The sequence below is a fragment of the Pseudonocardia yuanmonensis genome, from assembly GCF_039542425.1.
GTDB lineage: Bacteria > Actinomycetota > Actinomycetes > Mycobacteriales > Pseudonocardiaceae > Pseudonocardia > Pseudonocardia yuanmonensis.
In genome coordinates this window covers 1-16,543 of sequence record NZ_BAABIC010000043.1, presented here as the reverse complement: position 1 = coordinate 16,543, position 16,543 = coordinate 1, and the positions used below count along the sequence as shown (strand labels likewise).

Genomic DNA, 16,543 nt, shown 5'->3' with positions numbered 1-16,543 from the left:
AGGCGATCATCTCCGCCACCGCCTGGGGCGGCGAGATCATGCTGCGGCCCGACGAGCTGGGCAAGGTCCAGCCCGGCTACCTCGCCGACCTCCTGCTGGTCGACGGCGACCCGCTCGCCGACATCACCATCCTGCAGGACCACACGAAGCTCAACTACATCATGAAGGACGGCAAATTCCACAAGGAGCACGCCGAGGACGACCACACCCCGCCGGCCCCCCAGGCCTCCGACCTCGTGCACGACGAGGCCGAGCGCGTGGTCGCACGCCGTCCCTGACACCACCGAGCCCTCCGATGAGGTGCCGGCGGCCGGGTCAGCCCGGTCGTCGGCACCTCCCCACGGGAACCCCTCCATGCCCCTCTTGATCTGCCGCACCTGCCCCCGCTACGACACCGCCAACAACGGGCGGTTCAGCCACACCCTCACCGAAGCCCTCCAGGACCATCCCGCCCGCGACGAGATCCAGCTCCGCTACGTCCAATGCCTCGGCGGCTGCCCCGACGACGGGGTCGCCGCGGTCGACGCCCCCGGCAAAGCCCGGGTCCGGTTCACCGGACTCGACGCCGCCGACACCGCCCACGCCGAAGCCCTGATCAAAGCCGCACACGCCCACCACGAATGCGCCACCGGCGCACCCGACGATTGGGAGATCCCCGCCGAGCTACAGGAGCGCATCAGCTCGGTGACGTTCAAGCGCCAACCTCGATCCGCTGGCCCGTGGGGATGACCATCAAGGCCCCGAAGAGCGACGGGAGCCAACCCGATCCCGCGATCCGGGCAGTTGAGCGCGTCGCCCAGGTCCTGGCCCTCTTCGATGGACCCAGCCGCAGCATCACCCCACGCGCCGCGGTCGAACAGCTCGACCTCCGCCGAAGCACCGCCTACCGCTACCTACGAGCCCTCGAACAAGCAGGCCTCCTCCACCGCGACCGCAACGGCCAGCTCATCCCCGGTCCAGTGCTGCGAAGGCTCGCCCCACGACCGACGTCCACACACGATCTCGTCGGCCGCCACCCGAAGCGCGGCCTCGACGCACGGGTTCAGACTTTCTCTACCTGATCAAGGGCGCCTCCGGCGCCGGCTGCGCGGGGCTGCGGCCTCCGGCCGGTCCCCGCTCAGCGGTCGCGATGCGCTAAAGTCGCTCAGGCTGTCGGCCAAGGGAGCGCGCTCAGTTGAGTATTGATGGCCCGGGGTCCAGGCTGGCCTACTCCGAAGTTCTCGCCGTGAACGGATTCATTGTCTTCCCAGAGATTTCAAAAGATGATCTTGTGAAGGCTGCCTCTGGACTCGGCTGGATGGCGCCTGATTGGCATCGGATCGAGGTCCGCGAGAGAAAGCATGCTCGTCCAAACTCGCTGTCGGGGTTGTACGGGCGAGGGTCATTCCCGTGGCACACAGATGGCGCCATCGCGCGTGACAGTCCGAGGTATCTCATGATGCATTGTGGCGATGCCGACCTGTCTGAGCCTACCGAGATTCTTGCGCTCAAGCGCGAGTCTAGCGAAGATATTGCCAACGTAATGGCCGGGACGGCCTTGCTTGTAACGCCAGATAAAGGCTCGAAATGGTTTTCTCGGGCTTTGGATCGAGGAGGCTCTAGATTCCAAGCGCGTTGGGACACTCGCGCCTGCACTCCTCGGTCGGCTCGTTCCGCCATGAGACTCCAGGGGCTACTGGCAGACATTGAGCCGACTGGTAGCGTTCAGTGGGCTGCTGGGACTGGCGTCATAATCGACAACTTCACCGCGCTTCATCGCAGACCTTGCGTAGGCAGCCCTAATCGCATCTTGCATCGCCGGTACATTTACGAGCAGGACTAAAATGTGGAATGACGACGAGTTCATCGCTAAAGCTATCGCATACTTTGAGAAGGCGGACGTCAGCCCTGCGAGTGCTGATGATCCGGTCGATGCCGATGCGGCAATGTGGCTGCTCCTGGGTCTAGAATTCGTGCTCCGTGCGCCTCTCGCTCGGGTTCACCCGACTCTGCTCGCCGTGCCTGAAGGGACAAGCATTCTGCATGCGGCAGGATATGCGCCTCCGAATTCCAATCCACGATCAATACCTACCAAGACTGTCGTTGAACGGCTCGCGCACATAGAGCCAGCCTTCAATGATGATCGTAAGCGCGATGCCCTCTTTCTCGCCGATCTGAGGAATGGGGAGCTGCACACCTCGGCGGCAGTCCTGGAGAGTCTCGAGCCGGAGGTTTGGCTGCCGCGATTCCTCACGGTTGTCGAATCCTTGTGTAATCACCTCAACATCTTCGTAGACGATCTACTCCCTGCGACCGTCTACGAGCGAGCAAGTGCCGCAAGAGTTGTTGCAGACAAGGCCCTGCGAGCGGCCATGCAGAAGAAGATCGAATCAGCGCGCGAGTTCTTCACGCATCTCCGAGCTGATGAGGTGGAGGCCAGGGCTGCAGCGAGACCACCGCGGCCGACTGGAAAAATGACTAGAACGATCGAATGTCCGGCATGCGCCAAGAGTACGGCAATCGTCAGCTGCGGACCAGGGCGTACGAGTCGTGGTACGTATGACGAAGACGCTGGAACAATCGATTTCAGTATTACATACCTAGCCGAATCGCTTGACTGCCACACGTGTGATTTTACGCTCGAAACGACAAATGAGATCATCGCGGCAGGACTGCCTCGACTTCATATCGATCGGTATGAGGAAGATCGGTACGAAGGATGGGAGAATGTGGTAAGTCATTCTGATGTGATCGAACACCTTGGCATTGGTGAGCCAGACTATGATTACGGAAACGACTAGCCGCGGTCGTGGTGATTGGCATGGCTGATGTATTCTGTGCGTAGCCTCGTGTCTACGAAATTCTAGAGCCCCTCGCCGGGCGGGCAGATCTCCGGGATGGCGGCCCGTGCCATCCCGCCGACCTCCCGGAGGGCTACCGCACGGACGCCCGTGGGCGGAGCGCGCGTAGGTCGGCCGGCGGTGGCGTCGAGGGCCGCCCACGGACGTCCGCGCGGTCGGCTTGCAGCAGGTCGACGGGATGGCACTCAGAGCGCGGGTGGCGGCTGCTGTACCGCAGCGAAGTGCAGCAATAGTGCCGTCCATGCCCCGGCCGGAGCCGAGCGTCAGCGGCTGCTCAGGGTCATGGCCGGCCGGCCATCACCGCCCCCGTGGCCGGTAGTTCGCACCAAGAGGCGCACTGTGCGACTCACCGAGTGACAGCCGAGCAGGGGGAGTGGGGACGGCGGCGGACGATCACAGACGTTCGCCACGTGGTCGGGGTTATCGCGCCGTGGCCTGCCAGTCGTCGGAAGTGCCTGGGGGTCAAAGAGCCGCGGCAACGAGAGACCATTGCCCCTCGCGGGCAGCAGATCGCCGGAACGGCAGCGTTCGGCATCCGTCGGGCCCCGAGATGTCGGGGCACTCGGTTACCTTTCGTCTATGCCTCCTAACCCTGACGAGTGGTTCCCGCTCGGGGGCGGCGTCGTCGCTCGCATGCGGGACGAGCCCGACATGAGCCTGGTCGTGATCGAGTCCTTCATCCCGGCGCACCCTGACGTTGTGCTGGACTCGGCGCTCATCAACGCCGACCACGCGCACGTCGTCCGTGTCGCGATTGACCGCCAGGTCAAGGAGTTGGGTGACGCTCCCGACAAGATCCTGAACATCAGCCGGCTCATCGCGCTCGGGGACTTGCAGCTCGCCACCGCCCGCGGACCTCGCCCCGAGGTGTGCCCCAACGGGCACCCGACGGCCTATCGTGTCGGGATCTGGGCGTGCTGCGCCGAGTGCACGGGTCACCTCCGGTACCCGTGCGACACATGCGGGGCATGGACCTACCGGCCTGACTTCGGTCCCGACTGCATCCGGCCCGCCCCGTGAACCCCCCGCCGGAAGCATCGTCTACGCCCGAGCCCGTCTGCTGGCTTGGGCACGTGACCCTGGAGGGTGCCGACGCCCCGGTGGCCGTCGTCCTCGACGGCCGGGAGGGAAACCAGGTGTTCGTGCGGCAAGCCGACCCGGCCGACGGAGAACCGCCTCGGATCCCCATATACGACGGCGAACAGGTCGTGATGATGACCGCGATCGCGGCCGTGAGCGTGAACCAGACCGAGGAGGTCGGCAGGGTCGACGACCTGTTGACGTGGGCGCGCGCCGTGCCGGTGCGACGCGAGGGCAACACGGTCTTCGCCCGCACGCTGACGCACGGGGAGCCTGACGAAGGTCATCGCGTGCATGTACGACCAGGCGACCAGCTCTCGTTCGAGCAGGGGACCATCGTCATCGAGCTGGACGCGATCGACGAGAAGGAAGCGGCCGGGGTCGCTGAGGGCGAGTACGTGCCCATTACCCCCGTGCTGTGGACGTGGATGTCGGTGGGCGGCGGGCACGATCAAGGGAAGGTGCGGTACCTGCTGGCAGCCGCGCGTCGGCTCGATGCGGCCAACGTGCTCCTGGCCGATGTGGAGAAGCGGCGGCAAGAGCTCGCCCGGGAAGATCTGACGGGACCCGTCATCCGCCGTGGGCTGTTCGGACTCATCGCCGCGGTCGAGCTCGCTGTGGTCGCTGTCGGACGAGTGTGCGACATGATCGATAAGGCAGGCTCGTTGCTCGGATCAATGGTGCCGGTGCCGCAGACAGTGGCCGCGAAGCGAGCGGCGGTGAACGACATCCGGAACGCCTACGAGCACATCGAAGACCGGGCACTGGGAACGGTCTTCGGCAGGCCCCACCCGGATGCCCTGACGATCTTCAATCACGTCGATCTCCTGGAGCGCGACCGCATCAGCTATGGGGCCTCGTCGCTTGACCTGAAGGCCGAGATGCCTAACTTGATCAGCGAGGCACGTCAGTTCCTGAAGGACGTGGCGGCCGACGCCTGAGCGGGCGGGGCGATCTAGCAGTTGCCGCTGATCTCGAGGACGCCGTACGGGCCCCGTAGTGGGGGACGCTGGCCGGGTGAGTGGTCGGGCAGGCACGGCCGCTTTACCGCGCAATTCAACGGCACAAACTGACAAACGACGGCCAGCGGCTGACATAACGCGTCAGCCCCAAGTGCAGTTCATCGCACACAACGACAGAAATCCGGCATTGATCGACGAAGTAGATCTTGTTTCGCAGGGTTCATGGTCGGTCCCTACTTCGTGGTCACCCCGTCATCACTCGGCTGTCGTATTGCTCTGCGCCAGCTACAACCCAGGATTAAGAGGGCGGGGTAGTTGACTACGTCAGGGAGCGACCGAGTGGCGGGATACGAAGTTGATCGAAACAGCCGCTGGTTCGGCTCCTCATGCGTTCCGGGAACACAGCGAGTCAAGCGAGGGTACAGGGGGCATGAGGCCGCCCGCTTCAGATCGTTCGGGGACGGGGCAGCGGCCAAGGCTGGGTGATTTGTCGAGCCTGTGGAACGGCCGAGACAGATGGACGCCATCCGTCGTGCTGAGAGGCGACGGTAGCCCCGATCGGCGACGAGGCTGCACGGAGAAAATCCGGAGCGAGCGATGGGGGAGCGGCTGTCACAAGCCGTTAGCCGACGACAGGAATGCGCAGGTCAGATGGGCTAGAACGGCACAGGCCGTCACTAGGCGTGGCCTGAGATCCGCGTTCACACCGAGGAGGTCAGGCCCCCGTCCGGCACCGACGACCATGGCGCCCTGGCTACGGCGCTCTGGGCTACGGTGCCGCTCGGCGGCGCCGCTCGTTCGGCGTCGACTCGCTTACGGCAATGAGCTGAACCACGCGCGCGCGAGGTTGCGGATGTACGTCTGTGCCTCATCAAGGGCCATGGTCTGCTTAGGCGGGCCTCCGGACTGGCGTGCGTGGCGGCTCTCGTGGATACCAGACACGAGGTGGTTGTTGGCCGAGCCGGTGAAGGCGCTTAGCTCGGCCTTCGTGGTCCAGCCGGTCTCAGCCAGCCCGTCGTTGCCTCCGCCGACTGCCGCCCGAACAATCTCGAATACCTTGTATAGCTGCGACCACGACAACCGCTCGGCCTTACCAATAACCGCGAGCAGGTCCCTCACGTTCTGGTCATTGCGCGCGAGGTGCTTTGGGCCGGGCGGCGGTGGAGGTTCGACGGGGATACCGCCAATGACCGTCGCCACTCCAAATGCGCTGGCTCGAATCTCAACCGGGGCCAGCATGACGACGGTGACGCTGTCGCGCATGCGGATCTCATCGCCCGTGACAATGTGCACGATCTCCGGCTCGCGGTCGCGGTGGAACTTGTTCCGCAGTCGCACGGGCCGGTATCCGGCGTCGTTGAGGGCTGTCCAGCCATTGAGCTGGATCAACTGCTCCTGAGCGACGTCCACCAGGCGGCCGCCCTCGCCAAAGACGTCGTCAAGCGCGTCAGTGACCATGAACGTGCCCTCATCATTCGTGACGATGCGCGGGTCACCGCTGGGGAAGCGTCCAGCGAGGGCCTGAAGGTCGAACTGATGGCCATCAAGTTCGGCCCACACGGTCATGCTGAGGCTCCTACCGCGGGGCCGCGCACATAGCAGAGCAGGAACATGGACGATGAGTCTAGAGGCCTTTCAAGATCTTTTCTGGGCCGTGTGTCCTGTCACTGAGCCGTGATAACACTCCCGACAACGAAAGACCACGCTGACCCACGAGGAACCACCCCCGCTGGTCAGCGCCGCTTCCAGTGCCCGATCAGGCAGCCTGTTTGGTCTCCCAGAAGATCTTGTCGATCTGGAAGAGCGAGGGCGGGGGAGCGAGGCATCAGAAAGGCATCACGAGCCCTGGCGAGGAGCGGGACGCGGCACCGCAGACTCCAGCAGACCGACTCTGTAAGGCCGAGCCTGCTTAGCGGCGTCCCCATGGAACCGGGTGGTGATCTACGTGAGGAGCCCGATCGCCCGGCCGTAGCTCCCGAGCTTGCCAAGGGTGTAATTGGCAATGTCGGCACGGCCAGCCTTGAGGCGCCACATAACCTCAAGGCGGATCGGACCACCGTCTAATTCTGCATAAATGTCGCTGTAGTAGGTAAGCGAAGTTCCGAGGGACTTTTCGGTCTCGAACGACTTGATGAGGCCCGTCGCAACCAGGCCAGCGGCGATGGCGCGATTGAGGGCGCCGTCGTCGCTTTGTGCGATCTTCGCGAGATTGGCAAATGCGGTCTGAGTCCCACTGCCAGGCTTTGGTCCTCGCTTGCGAGTAGCCAAGGACTTGCCCCCCAGCAAGAGCCCAAGTTCGCTAGATTCGATGCGCCCCTTGTCGGATGCGGACGGCTTAACCGTCATATTTTGCGCGCGCATGAGGTCATGAAGTGCCGTATCGCCATAGAGTCGGGCGACGGCTAGAGCGGTAAGGACGTCGATGTGAATGATCTTCGAGTCCAGAACTGTTCCGAGGATACCTACCTGATCAGGGTATTTCTTCAGTTCCTCGACGATGTTGGCGCCAGTAGAAGACATCGCACGGCTGACATCGGTAGTACCGAAAGCTCCTCGAGTCAGTGCGGCTACGTCACCCTCGGAGTCGTTCCCAGTTATTACAACGACCCACATCCGAAATCGCTCAACTGGAAGCAGTGCGCGAACCCGCTTCTGATTCTGAGTGAGGGTCTTCCTGACGAGCGCTAAGTAGCGGCCGATTGTCTCGGCCTCGCCGGATAGCTCCTCGGCTCTTTCCTCGGAGATGCCGAGGGCGTCGAGTGTGGCGCCGTCGTTAAGTGCGCCCACCGTCTTCTCCGCAATAATGCGGAACTCGGATTGCGCTGGGCCCGAAAATCGGAGCACTTCTTCGCCCGGTCCGAACAAAGCTTCACCGCCAAGCTCCTTGGCGATTTTTACCAAGAGTTCGGTCAGGTTGTCCGTGTTCGTCGGCCATACAACGAGTGTGTCAGTGCCATCGGCCGATCGCAGGAATGCGTTAATAGCATGCATATCGGACTCGACTGACTCGGCGGAGACGATGCCGAGAGCTTCGCGAGTCTCCATCACCAGAATCCTAGGTGTACTCGTCGGCCCCACTTGTTTCAGTTCGACTGTTAGGTCTCGCCCCGCTGGGATCCGTTCCGTCGTGACGCCCTGGCGAAACAGGCCGACAGTGTCGAGGAACGTCGACTTCCCGGACCCTGTCTCCCCTCGGAGGATCAGGAATCCGCCGCGCCGTGCCGCTCGCATATCATCGAAGAGGTCGTCGATGGCGTTGAGGCTGTCCGGGACTGGAACGATGATGGTCCTGAGGGTGCTCGACTCGCTGTCTCGCAGGGCCTCGAACCGGTCCGGCACGAAGAGGTCGCTAGCTCGGTTGCTCGCAGGGACGTCCTCCACCATCGGACGATCCTCTCAGACGCCTTAGCTCGACCCGTAAGTCGGCATACCGGGTGTCCTCGCCGGACGGGCAGGTCTCGGAGATGGCCAGGACGGCGGGCTAGTGCGGCTTCGAGGTGAGAGAGGGGCGCGCCATTTCGACGACCTCCCGGAGGGCTATCACGCCACGGCCGGAGGGCAAGCCTGGCACGGTGGTCCGGGGGCGGCGACGCCAACCACGGGCGTCGACCGTACGTGGTCGCTTCGGGCTGTTGTGCCCTCCAGCCGTGGCATGATCGGGCTGCGCCAGGTCGACGAGATGGCGCTTCGGTCTTGGAGTATGTGGCGGGGTCATTCGTCAGCCGTTCGTCAGGGCAGTCACCAACAGCGACAGATGGCAAGGACTGTCCGAGCCCATCAACGCAGGTCAGGACAGGAGGACGGCGGATCGCCGCAGGTAGTCGCTACCTGCGGATTCGTTCCGCTTCAACGTGTAGCCGGGGCTATTTGTGCAGGTCATCGCACCTCCAGTCCGCCGTCGGTCCGCAGGGAGTCCGCAGGATCGCCCAAAGCCTCCGTCAACAGCCGATCAGCCGCGGCCCGCGTACGGTCCTCGGCGGTCGACCAGAGATGGGCGTAGATGTTCAGGGTCGTGGTCGCGCTAGCGTGTCCAAGAGCGCGCTGCGCGGTCACGACGTCACATCCGGCAGCGATCAATCCGGAAGCGAAGTAGTGCCGCATGTCGTGCATCTTGAGGTCCTGCACCGACGCTTTCGCTCGGGCGCGCCGCCAGTAGTAGGTCATGGTGTTTTGGTGCGGAGGATTTCCGTTTCTTCCGTAGAACAACCACTCGCCGGGCTTCGTCAGTCCACGGGTCTCGACATGACGATCAAGGATCTGCACGAGTCCGTCCGGCAGATGGATCGTCCGTTCGCTGTTGTATTTCGGCGGCCGGATCTCGACGCCGCCGCCGTTCTCGCGCTGAACCTGGCGTCGGACCTGGAGGCGTCGTCCGAGCAACTCGACGTCGCCGAGCTGCACGGCGCAAATCTCCCCAACGCGGAGGCCGGCGAACGCCGCGAGCGCCAGCGTCGGGCGGAACGGCTCCTCGGCGACTCCGAGCAACGTGCCCACCTGCTCGCTGGTGGGCAGCGTCAGGGCTGCCTCGTTCCGCCGCTTCCGAGGAAGAACCACACCGTCCGTGGGGTCGGATTGAATGACCCGGTCGCGAACGGCGGCCTTGAACACGGCCCGGACGTTGTTGTAGCGAGTGCGACGGTTCCGGGGGCGAGGCCGCGGCTGGTCTCCGCCTTCACCCACCCTTCGACGTGCGAGCGCCGGATCGACCGCAGGGGTACGTCGCCGAACTGAACCGAGTTCGCCGCGAGCGACATGGCCCTCTCAGTACCGTTGACCCAGACCTGGTCGGGAGGCCCAGTCGGCGAAGTACGCGGAGAACGTGACCTTGCCGGCATTGGGGTCGACGTACTGGCCCGTGACCATCGACGTGGTGACTTCGTCGAGCCAGCGCTGGCCGTCGACCTTCCGGGCGAAGTGCCGCGCGTGCTCCCTGCCCGCCTCGTCGCGGTAGCGAGCGCGCCAACGGCCGTCGGGGCGCTTCTTAATACTGGCGATCGTTTACCCCCTCTCGGCCCTGCGTCACGATTGACGCGATCCGAGCTTCGGCGAGTCTGCGATACCAGGGCGCGGGGTCGCCGTCTTCGCCGACGAGGTGGTACTTCTCGCCCTCGAGCTCAACTGTCCGTTGGTGAACAGGGGCCGGATCGAAACCGGCCTCGATCAGCACCGACTGCCAGCGGTTGTTCGCAGGGTACGAGAGGATGATGGGCTGGATCGCGTTTGCGAGCCGGCCAGGGATGCCGGGAGTGTCGAGCGCCTCGATCAGACCGGGCTGGGTCCGCTCCGCCTGCGCCGCGGCCTCCTCGGGGTCCGCGTCCCCGGCTCCGCTTCTCGGTCCGGTGACCGATGGGGCGCAGCGCCTCCCGTTCGCGTTCGGTGGCCGGAAGGGCCGGGAGCATGAAGTAGACGAATTTCATCTGGACTCCTTCACCGGGAGAAAAGCAGAACCACGGAACGGGTCCGGACAGGGGAGATCCCGGTCGCTCGTGCGTTAGTCACCCTTGCCGTGCGTGGACACCGCCATCCGTGCCCCGCGTTCGCGGATTCTTCGGCAGCACCTGACGAGTGCTGGACAGGGCCGGTCGCGATCTCGCGGAGTGTGTCCGGCGGGCGTGGGGGAGCCGACGAACGCCGACGGCCGGCGACCCGCGGTCCGGGACGCCCGCCGTCGGCGGGGACTGGTGAGTCGGGTGCGAGCATGCCCCCTGCAGGACGTCGGCGATCCGGGCCGGTTCCCGCGGTGGGCAGCCAGATCTGTCGTACCTCCGGTCCCCTACTTGCGTCCTAGACGTCCGGCATGGGCTCGTCGTGGTTCCACCGGTCGAGGACGTCGAGCGGGTTCGCTCGCCCGCGCGCCTATGCCCGCGCAGCGGCGGCGAAGGCCTCGAGCTCGCGCGGGATGTCCGGGCCTGCGGGCTGATACGCGATCTCGGTGCTCCCGGCCGCTTCCAGCTTGGCGAGCTTGTCCCGCCACTCGGACGGTGACAGCGCCAGCCCGCCCGTGACCATCAGCTCGCCGGTGACGAAGGGTCGGTCGCGCTCGTTCACGGCCACCAGGTGCCGGTCGTGCAGGGCCAGGTGCCGCCTCTCCTTCGGAATGTCGTCGTAGGCGGCGGCCCACTCGGGGCCCCGCTCAGGCAGCAGCTCGTCAATGACGCCGTGTTCGACGGCCCAGTGCAGGACGACGCTCAGACCGTGTCCGGCCGCGTCGACCACCCTTGCCGAGCCGGGGTCCTCGCCGTCCTCGAGCACGGTCCCGAAGTCCAGGATGACGCTCGAGGCGAAGTCCGCGTTCGGTACCAGCACGGTCAGGACCTCGGCGCCGAGGTCGCGGGTCACCCCGTAACCCTTCGGCCCGTTGGCGGCGACCACCCACGGAACCTCAATCGGGCGGGCGGGGGCGTACCGGTCGTCCGGCGCCAGCATCTTCATGATTCCGCCGTCCCACTCGACCTCCTCACCCCGCAGCAGGGCCGACACCACCAGCACGTACTCCTTGACCTTGGCCCACGGGAGGGGCCGCTTCCCCATGGACAGGCGCCCGGTGAAACCGGAGCCGACTCCGACCATCGTGCGTTCGGCGCCTGCCACCGAGACCAGCGTCGCGATGGCCGACGCCGTGACCATCGGATGGCGCAGGCTCGGAATCAGTACGCCGGGACCAAGGATGATCCGCTCGGTGCGTTCGGCAGCGCGGCAGAGCTGAACCCAGACGTCGGGGTAGAGAGCGGGCGAGTCATAGAAGAATGCGCGCTCATAACCCAGGTTCTCGGCAATTCGGGCGTGCTCATGACTGTCCAACGACGTCGCGAACGCGCATGAAATCCTCACGAGGCCTCCAACTCAAGACACGGAAGATAGTGACCAATGCAGTGATGACCGGGTCGGACCGGAAGGTCAGGAGATCTCCTGATCGGGGAACGCTAGCGCCACGGTGAGGGGCGGACGTGTCCGATAGCGCGACACAGCCGAAGTACCGGACACCGGACGACGAGGGAGAGCAGGTCGAACGCCTCGTCGAAACTCGTGGGCTCCGTAGCCGCCGGGGCGGCTGCGGTCGCGGGGGACGTTGGTGATGACGGTGGCGGGCAGCAGGTAGCTGCGCCGGAAGTCGAACTGGTAAAGGCGTTGAACTTGCCGGTCGGGTCGAGCATCGCGGGCCCTCCTTCCGAGGCGGGCGGGGGCGGCCCGGCCGGGCCCGCCCGCGGGCGGTCAGAAGCCGGGCTCGTCGAGCGCGCCGGCGAGGCCGGAGGCGATGCGGTCCTGGTGGGCGTCGCGGTCGGAGAACTCGCGCCAGTCGGAGTCCGCGGCAACAAAGGCGGCGATGGAGTCAGTGGTGGCGGTGCGGAACACAAGGGCCTCCCGGTGGTCGGGCGGGTGGAACGCGGCTCTGCCTCAGCGCGGGCGGGTGGGGTCCCCGAAGGGGACGGGCGGCCGGGTCGTCTGACCGCTCGCCCCACCCGTCTGTGCTGACCTCTGGGCGGTCCAGTCGCGCGGCCACCGGGAGGCCTCCCCCGCACCGGCCGGCTGTCCCGGCCCGCATCGGCTGTCATTTCGCACCGGAGTGGTGCCCTTGGGGTGCTGCTGTCCTGTTCGGCAATCAGCAGGAACAGCCCCGGCCGCTCGGGTGGCGGGGCTGGCTGGTCCTCCGGCCCCACCACCCGCTCGAGGTCAGTCGGCGGTATCGGCGGCAGTCCCGAGCTCGCCCTTGGACCCGAGGTCGGACTCGCCCTCTGCTTCGGACTCGGGTTCACCCTTGCCCGGCTCGTGGCCCTCGTCGGGCTGCTCGCCGGCAGAGCCCTCGTCTGCGAGCTTGTCGTCGACTAGTTCGGTGTCGACGGACTCACCAACGGCTGCACCGTCAGGGGCGGTGTCGGTGGGCTGGTCGGCGGTCGGGTCGATGATCAGCTCTTCGACGGGAGCGGGGGTGTAGCCCCATGCCTGGCGCGCTCATGTACGCGATGGCGCGGGGATCGCGGCCAGCGCGTCCTTCGCGCCAGCTATGCCTGCCGAGGCTGTCGTCCTCGGTGGCCAGGGCGATGGCGAGCATGACCTGGGCGGCCTTTCCGGCCTTGGCGTTGTGCAACAGGTCCTGCAGCGGGCTGGGCTTGCCGACGTACCAGCCGCTCGGGACCTCGACACCGAGCAGCTGGCAGGCGAGCTTGTTGCCGCCCTCGAATGTCTTGCGCAGTTCGTGGCCGCCGGTGGCCATTGCGACAGCGACGAAGTGCGCCGCGTCCTTCGGCGCGGTCTTGCGGGCCAGCAGGTTCTTGACGAACTCACGCCGAACGGTGACCGCGGCATCCCACGCCTTGTTGTTCTCGATCACCCGCTTGCGCTCGGCCCGCGCGGCTTCCTTCTCCACCTCGGTCTTCGAGGCGGCGGATGAAGACCCGCTGCTGCGCTGGGCGTCGTAGAGCGGGGCGTGGCCGTGGGCGCTCCGTGGCAGCGGGGGACACCGCGACTTCGACACCCGGTGATGGCCGCCGAGCTCGAAGCTGCGATGCCGGCTTGACGGCGCCGCGCCGAACGCGGTCGTGCTCGACAACCGGCGATGCGGTCGATCAAGCCAGTCCGGGAAGTGTCGGAGACCCACAGCGCTGCAGAACCCACTACGCCGCCGACTCTGGCGCATGAGGGCCGGCGCTCGTTCGGGCAGGGCTGCTCGGCTCGATGGGCCCCTGTCCGCTCGACCAGCAGGTGCCGACGGCGCGGCGTGCGGGTCCCGCCACGTGCAGCCCCGCCGTCGGCGGCGGTGCACCGAGACGATGCCGTGCTTGCGCATGAGCCGCTCGACGCGTTTGCGCCCGACCCGGATCCCGGCACCGAGGCGCAGCTCGGCATGCACCCGGGGCGAGCCGTAGGTCTGCCGCGAACCGGTGTGGATGTCGCGGATGACCTGCACCAACTGCAGATCCGACCGGACGCGGTCGCTGAAGCGGGCGGTCGCGCCAGTCGTAGTAGCCGCTAGTCGAGACGCCCAGCACCCGGCAGGCGACCGCGACCGGGGATGTGGTCGTCGGCCAGTTCCCGCACCACCGGGTAGATCATTTTGGGAGGACGTTCTCCCTGGCGAAGTACGCGGCGGCGCGTTTGAGGATCTCGTTCTCCAACTCCATGCGTCGCTTCTCCCGGCGCAGCTCGGCCAGCTCGGAGCGTTCATCGCTGGTCAGGCCGGGCTTGTCCCCGGCATCGACCTCGGCCTGGTGCATCCAGTTGCGCAGGCACGACTCGCTGATCCCAAGGCTCTGCGCGACCTCGCGGACCGGGCGATCGCCCAGGCGGGCGAGCTCGATCGCGCGCTGCCGGAACTCCGGCGGGTGAGGAGCGGGCACAACGACATCCCTTCCCAGGCGGCTACCCCGCCTCAAGCTCGGAGTCCGTCCAAGCGGGGAAAGGTCAGGTGCGCGCTTTGCTGCGCTCGGTTTACGACCAGCCCGACGCCGCCTCGGTCCACGCCCAGTTCGACCGGGTCCTCGACGCCGTCGCCGAGAAGCTCCCGCGCGTCGCCGAGCACCTCGACACCGCCAGCGCCGACGTCCTCGCGTTCACCAGCTTTCCCAAGGAGGTGTGGCGTCAGATCTGGTCGAACAACCCGAGCGAGCGGCTCAACCGCGAGATCCGACGCCGCACCGACGTCGTCGGGATCTTCCCCGACCGCGACTCCCTGATCCGCCTCGTCGGCGCCGTGCTCGCCGAACAACACGACGAATGGGCCGAAGGACGGCGCTACCTCGGCCTTGACGTCCTCGCCCGAGCCCGCGTCAGCGCCGTCCCGGACAGCACCGCCCACAGCGAGGAGGTGACCTCCACCGACACGATCCCGGCGCTCAGCGCCTAACCCGCAACAGAAGATCACGCGTCAGCCGACACACACCACGCCCGCGGACTTGACCTTGTCAACACGGGGGCGGCCCAAGGCCTCAGGCAGACTGGCACCAGTCACTACCGTTGCGGGCTTTCACAGGGTGGACGTATGCGCCAGTGGGCTGATACCCGACCTGGTAGTACTCAACGACGTACCAGGCCTTCAGCATCACAGGGCTTCCGGTAACCGACGCAGCCAAACCGCCGGGCGTGCCGCTGACCTGGGGACCCTGCAGCATCGTTCCGGGAAGGTTCGCCGGCCCGCCCTGCTGCCAGTACGGCTGACCGAATTCCGCCTTCCACTGCCCCAACTCCGTCTGACGACCATTCTGATCCATGATTAGCGTGAGCCGCACGCCCCAACCCTCGGCAAGGGTCACTCCGAGCATCTCGATGTTGACTCCATCAACGCCGCTATCGGGGTTGATCGGCGAGCAGGTGGCGGTATAGGTCTCAGCTTGGGCCGGTGCCGCGATAGCGGCGAACGCCGCGCCGGCGGTTATGGCCAGGACGGCAGTCCGGCGGGCGATGCGGCCACCCGTCCCCGCACTCTTGCGTCTGAACATCCTTGTCCCTTCCTCTCAATGTCGCAGGACTATCGAGGGGAGGTTGAAGCTTCGACCGCTGACGCTCCATCGGGTCGCCCCCCGAGCGTGGCGCGCCAGCCCTACTGGTCATATAGGGACAACCCCACTAGCCAGGTGGCCCACCCTTAAATGGCGGGCTGGCATTGGAGCTGGCTGAAACGAAAAGCGCGATCCCCAATTACCGTCCCGGCCAGCAGCGCTGCGCGCGGCATCGCACCGGGGGCGAACCACCGCCGACCGCGAGCATGCTGCGGCGATCCCGAGCACCAGACCGGTGCCCGCCATGCCGCGCGGGTCCTGGATGAAGAGCATCGCGCCCCGCACCAGGTAGCCGACGTACGGCACCACGATCGCCGCGATCGGCACGGCGGCGGAAGGATCAGCCATGCAGCGGTCAGCGGCCCTCATGACGATCTTGCACGTGACCGGCGGCAGCAGGTGCGGCCACGCGCCCGTCGCCCCGGCGACGGAGGCCGTTCGTCCGTAGGACGAACGCGGTGGGGTTCCTAGCGTCGAGGGCGTCGATGACCGAGCGAGCGAGGTGGTGAGCGCGTGGCCCGCGCCCTGGTGGTCTACGAGTCGGTGTTCGGCGATGCCCGCGCGATCGCGTACGCGATCGCCGACGGCCTGTCGGCTTCCCTGGCCGCCGATGTCCTCGCCGCGGCCGAGGCCCCGGCCGAGATCGGCGCTGATGTGGGGCTGCTCGTCGTGGGTGGTCCCAACCATGCGTTCGGCATGCCCCGGCCCTCCACGCGGGAGGGCGCGGTGACGCAGCACGGCGCCGTCATCGCCGACACCACCACCGGCCTGCACGAGTGGTTGCAGTCGGTGCGGGTGCCTCGTACCGGGCTCGCTGCTGCTGCCTTCGACACCCGCAGCAGCGGACACCGCATGCTGGTGAAGATGGACCACGCCGCCCGGACGGAGGAGAAGCTCCTCGGCAAGCTCGGTGCGAGGATCGTCGCGCCCGCCGCGCACTTCTTCGTCGCCGACACCACAGGACCCCTGGTCGATGGTGAGGAGGACCGGGCACGAACCTGGGGCCGGAGCCTGGTCGGACTCGCCGACTTCCGAGCCGTGAGCTAGTGCCTCGTCCAGGAACGTTGGGGTCGTAACCGTGTCGGCTTGATCAGTTCCGGTCTGGCGCTGGAGGCTGTCCGCCGGAGGTGGTGGGCATGCCGCGACGGCCCGAGGTCTTCGTCCGGGA

15 protein-coding genes and 2 pseudogenes are annotated in these 16,543 nt (G+C 66.3%); 8 read left to right on the top strand and 9 right to left on the bottom strand.

Features of this window, described 5'->3' with window-relative positions; genetic code table 11:
- From ABD990_RS33655 to ABD990_RS33630, 6 genes are all read left to right on the top strand, one after another.
- On the top strand, positions 1–278 hold a 278-nt coding region (locus ABD990_RS33655), incomplete at its 5' end, for an amidohydrolase family protein (protein WP_345384861.1).
- Between the two features lie 76 nt (positions 279–354).
- Positions 355–729, top strand: coding sequence for a DUF1636 family protein (locus ABD990_RS33650; protein WP_345384860.1), 375 nt, complete (start codon positions 355–357; stop codon positions 727–729).
- Positions 726–1,061 (top strand): helix-turn-helix domain-containing protein, encoded by a 336-nt coding sequence (locus tag ABD990_RS33645; protein ID WP_345384859.1) that lies wholly within the window; start codon positions 726–728, stop codon positions 1,059–1,061. The genes ABD990_RS33650 and ABD990_RS33645 overlap by 4 nt, the downstream gene beginning before the upstream one ends.
- A gap of 762 nt (positions 1,062–1,823) precedes the next feature.
- On the top strand, positions 1,824–2,780 hold the full coding sequence (locus ABD990_RS33640; RefSeq protein WP_345384858.1) for a hypothetical protein: 957 nt from the start codon (positions 1,824–1,826) through the stop codon (positions 2,778–2,780).
- Positions 2,781–3,419: 639 nt separating this feature from the next.
- Entirely contained in the window at positions 3,420–3,860 is a 441-nt protein-coding gene (locus ABD990_RS33635) for a hypothetical protein (RefSeq protein WP_345384857.1), read from the top strand.
- A 53-nt stretch (positions 3,861–3,913) separates the two neighbouring features.
- On the top strand, positions 3,914–4,861 hold the full coding sequence (locus ABD990_RS33630; RefSeq protein ID WP_345384856.1) for a hypothetical protein: 948 nt from the start codon (positions 3,914–3,916) through the stop codon (positions 4,859–4,861).
- A gap of 834 nt (positions 4,862–5,695) precedes the next feature.
- Here ABD990_RS33630 and ABD990_RS33625 read toward each other — a convergent pair.
- From ABD990_RS33625 to ABD990_RS33595, 8 genes and pseudogenes are all read right to left on the bottom strand, one after another.
- On the bottom strand, positions 5,696–6,448 hold the full coding sequence (locus ABD990_RS33625) for a hypothetical protein (RefSeq protein ID WP_345384855.1): 753 nt from the start codon (positions 6,446–6,448) through the stop codon (positions 5,696–5,698).
- A 375-nt stretch (positions 6,449–6,823) separates the two neighbouring features.
- Positions 6,824–8,266, bottom strand: a complete 1,443-nt coding sequence (locus ABD990_RS33620; RefSeq protein WP_345384854.1) for a hypothetical protein — start codon at positions 8,264–8,266, stop codon at positions 6,824–6,826.
- Between the two features lie 492 nt (positions 8,267–8,758).
- Positions 8,759–9,490: a tyrosine-type recombinase/integrase gene (locus ABD990_RS33615; RefSeq protein WP_345384853.1), complete on the bottom strand. Its 732-nt coding sequence runs from the start codon at positions 9,488–9,490 to the stop codon at positions 8,759–8,761.
- 267 nt (positions 9,491–9,757) lie between these two features.
- A pseudogene (locus ABD990_RS34645) lies at positions 9,758–9,868 on the bottom strand (early set domain-containing protein); the annotation flags it as partial.
- An 870-nt stretch (positions 9,869–10,738) separates the two neighbouring features.
- A complete protein-coding gene (locus tag ABD990_RS33610) occupies positions 10,739–11,713 on the bottom strand; it encodes an LLM class flavin-dependent oxidoreductase (protein ID WP_345384852.1) in 975 nt (324 codons plus the stop codon).
- 381 nt (positions 11,714–12,094) lie between these two features.
- Positions 12,095–12,235, bottom strand: a complete 141-nt coding sequence (locus tag ABD990_RS33605) for a hypothetical protein (RefSeq protein WP_345384851.1) — start codon at positions 12,233–12,235, stop codon at positions 12,095–12,097.
- A gap of 508 nt (positions 12,236–12,743) precedes the next feature.
- Positions 12,744–13,787: a helix-turn-helix domain-containing protein gene (locus ABD990_RS33600; RefSeq protein ID WP_345384862.1), complete on the bottom strand. Its 1,044-nt coding sequence runs from the start codon at positions 13,785–13,787 to the stop codon at positions 12,744–12,746.
- Between the two features lie 142 nt (positions 13,788–13,929).
- Entirely contained in the window at positions 13,930–14,217 is a 288-nt protein-coding gene (locus ABD990_RS33595) for a transposase (protein WP_345384850.1), read from the bottom strand.
- A gap of 68 nt (positions 14,218–14,285) precedes the next feature.
- Here ABD990_RS33595 and ABD990_RS33590 point away from each other — a divergent pair.
- Positions 14,286–14,723: pseudogene (locus tag ABD990_RS33590) on the top strand (transposase); the annotation flags it as partial.
- A gap of 82 nt (positions 14,724–14,805) precedes the next feature.
- Here the strand turns inward: ABD990_RS33590 and ABD990_RS33585 are convergent.
- Entirely contained in the window at positions 14,806–15,315 is a 510-nt protein-coding gene (locus ABD990_RS33585; RefSeq protein WP_345384849.1) for a hypothetical protein, read from the bottom strand.
- Positions 15,316–15,888: 573 nt separating this feature from the next.
- Here ABD990_RS33585 and ABD990_RS33580 point away from each other — a divergent pair.
- Entirely contained in the window at positions 15,889–16,422 is a 534-nt protein-coding gene (locus ABD990_RS33580; protein ID WP_345384848.1) for a flavodoxin family protein, read from the top strand.
- Positions 16,423–16,543 lie beyond the last annotated feature (121 nt).

Bases quoted from the DNA above. Each gene is read 5' to 3' on its own strand.
- ABD990_RS33650 (WP_345384860.1), top strand. From the start codon at position 355: ATGCCCCTCTTGATCTGCCGCACCTGCCCCCGCTACGACACCGCCAAC.
- ABD990_RS33645 (WP_345384859.1), top strand. From the start codon at position 726: ATGACCATCAAGGCCCCGAAGAGCGACGGGAGCCAACCCGATCCCGCG.
- ABD990_RS33640 (WP_345384858.1), top strand. From the start codon at position 1,824: ATGTGGAATGACGACGAGTTCATCGCTAAAGCTATCGCATACTTTGAG.
- ABD990_RS33635 (WP_345384857.1), top strand. From the start codon at position 3,420: ATGCCTCCTAACCCTGACGAGTGGTTCCCGCTCGGGGGCGGCGTCGTC.
- ABD990_RS33625 (WP_345384855.1), bottom strand. From the start codon at position 6,448: ATGACCGTGTGGGCCGAACTTGATGGCCATCAGTTCGACCTTCAGGCC.
- ABD990_RS33620 (WP_345384854.1), bottom strand. From the start codon at position 8,266: ATGGTGGAGGACGTCCCTGCGAGCAACCGAGCTAGCGACCTCTTCGTG.
- ABD990_RS33585 (WP_345384849.1), bottom strand. From the start codon at position 15,315: ATGTTCAGACGCAAGAGTGCGGGGACGGGTGGCCGCATCGCCCGCCGG.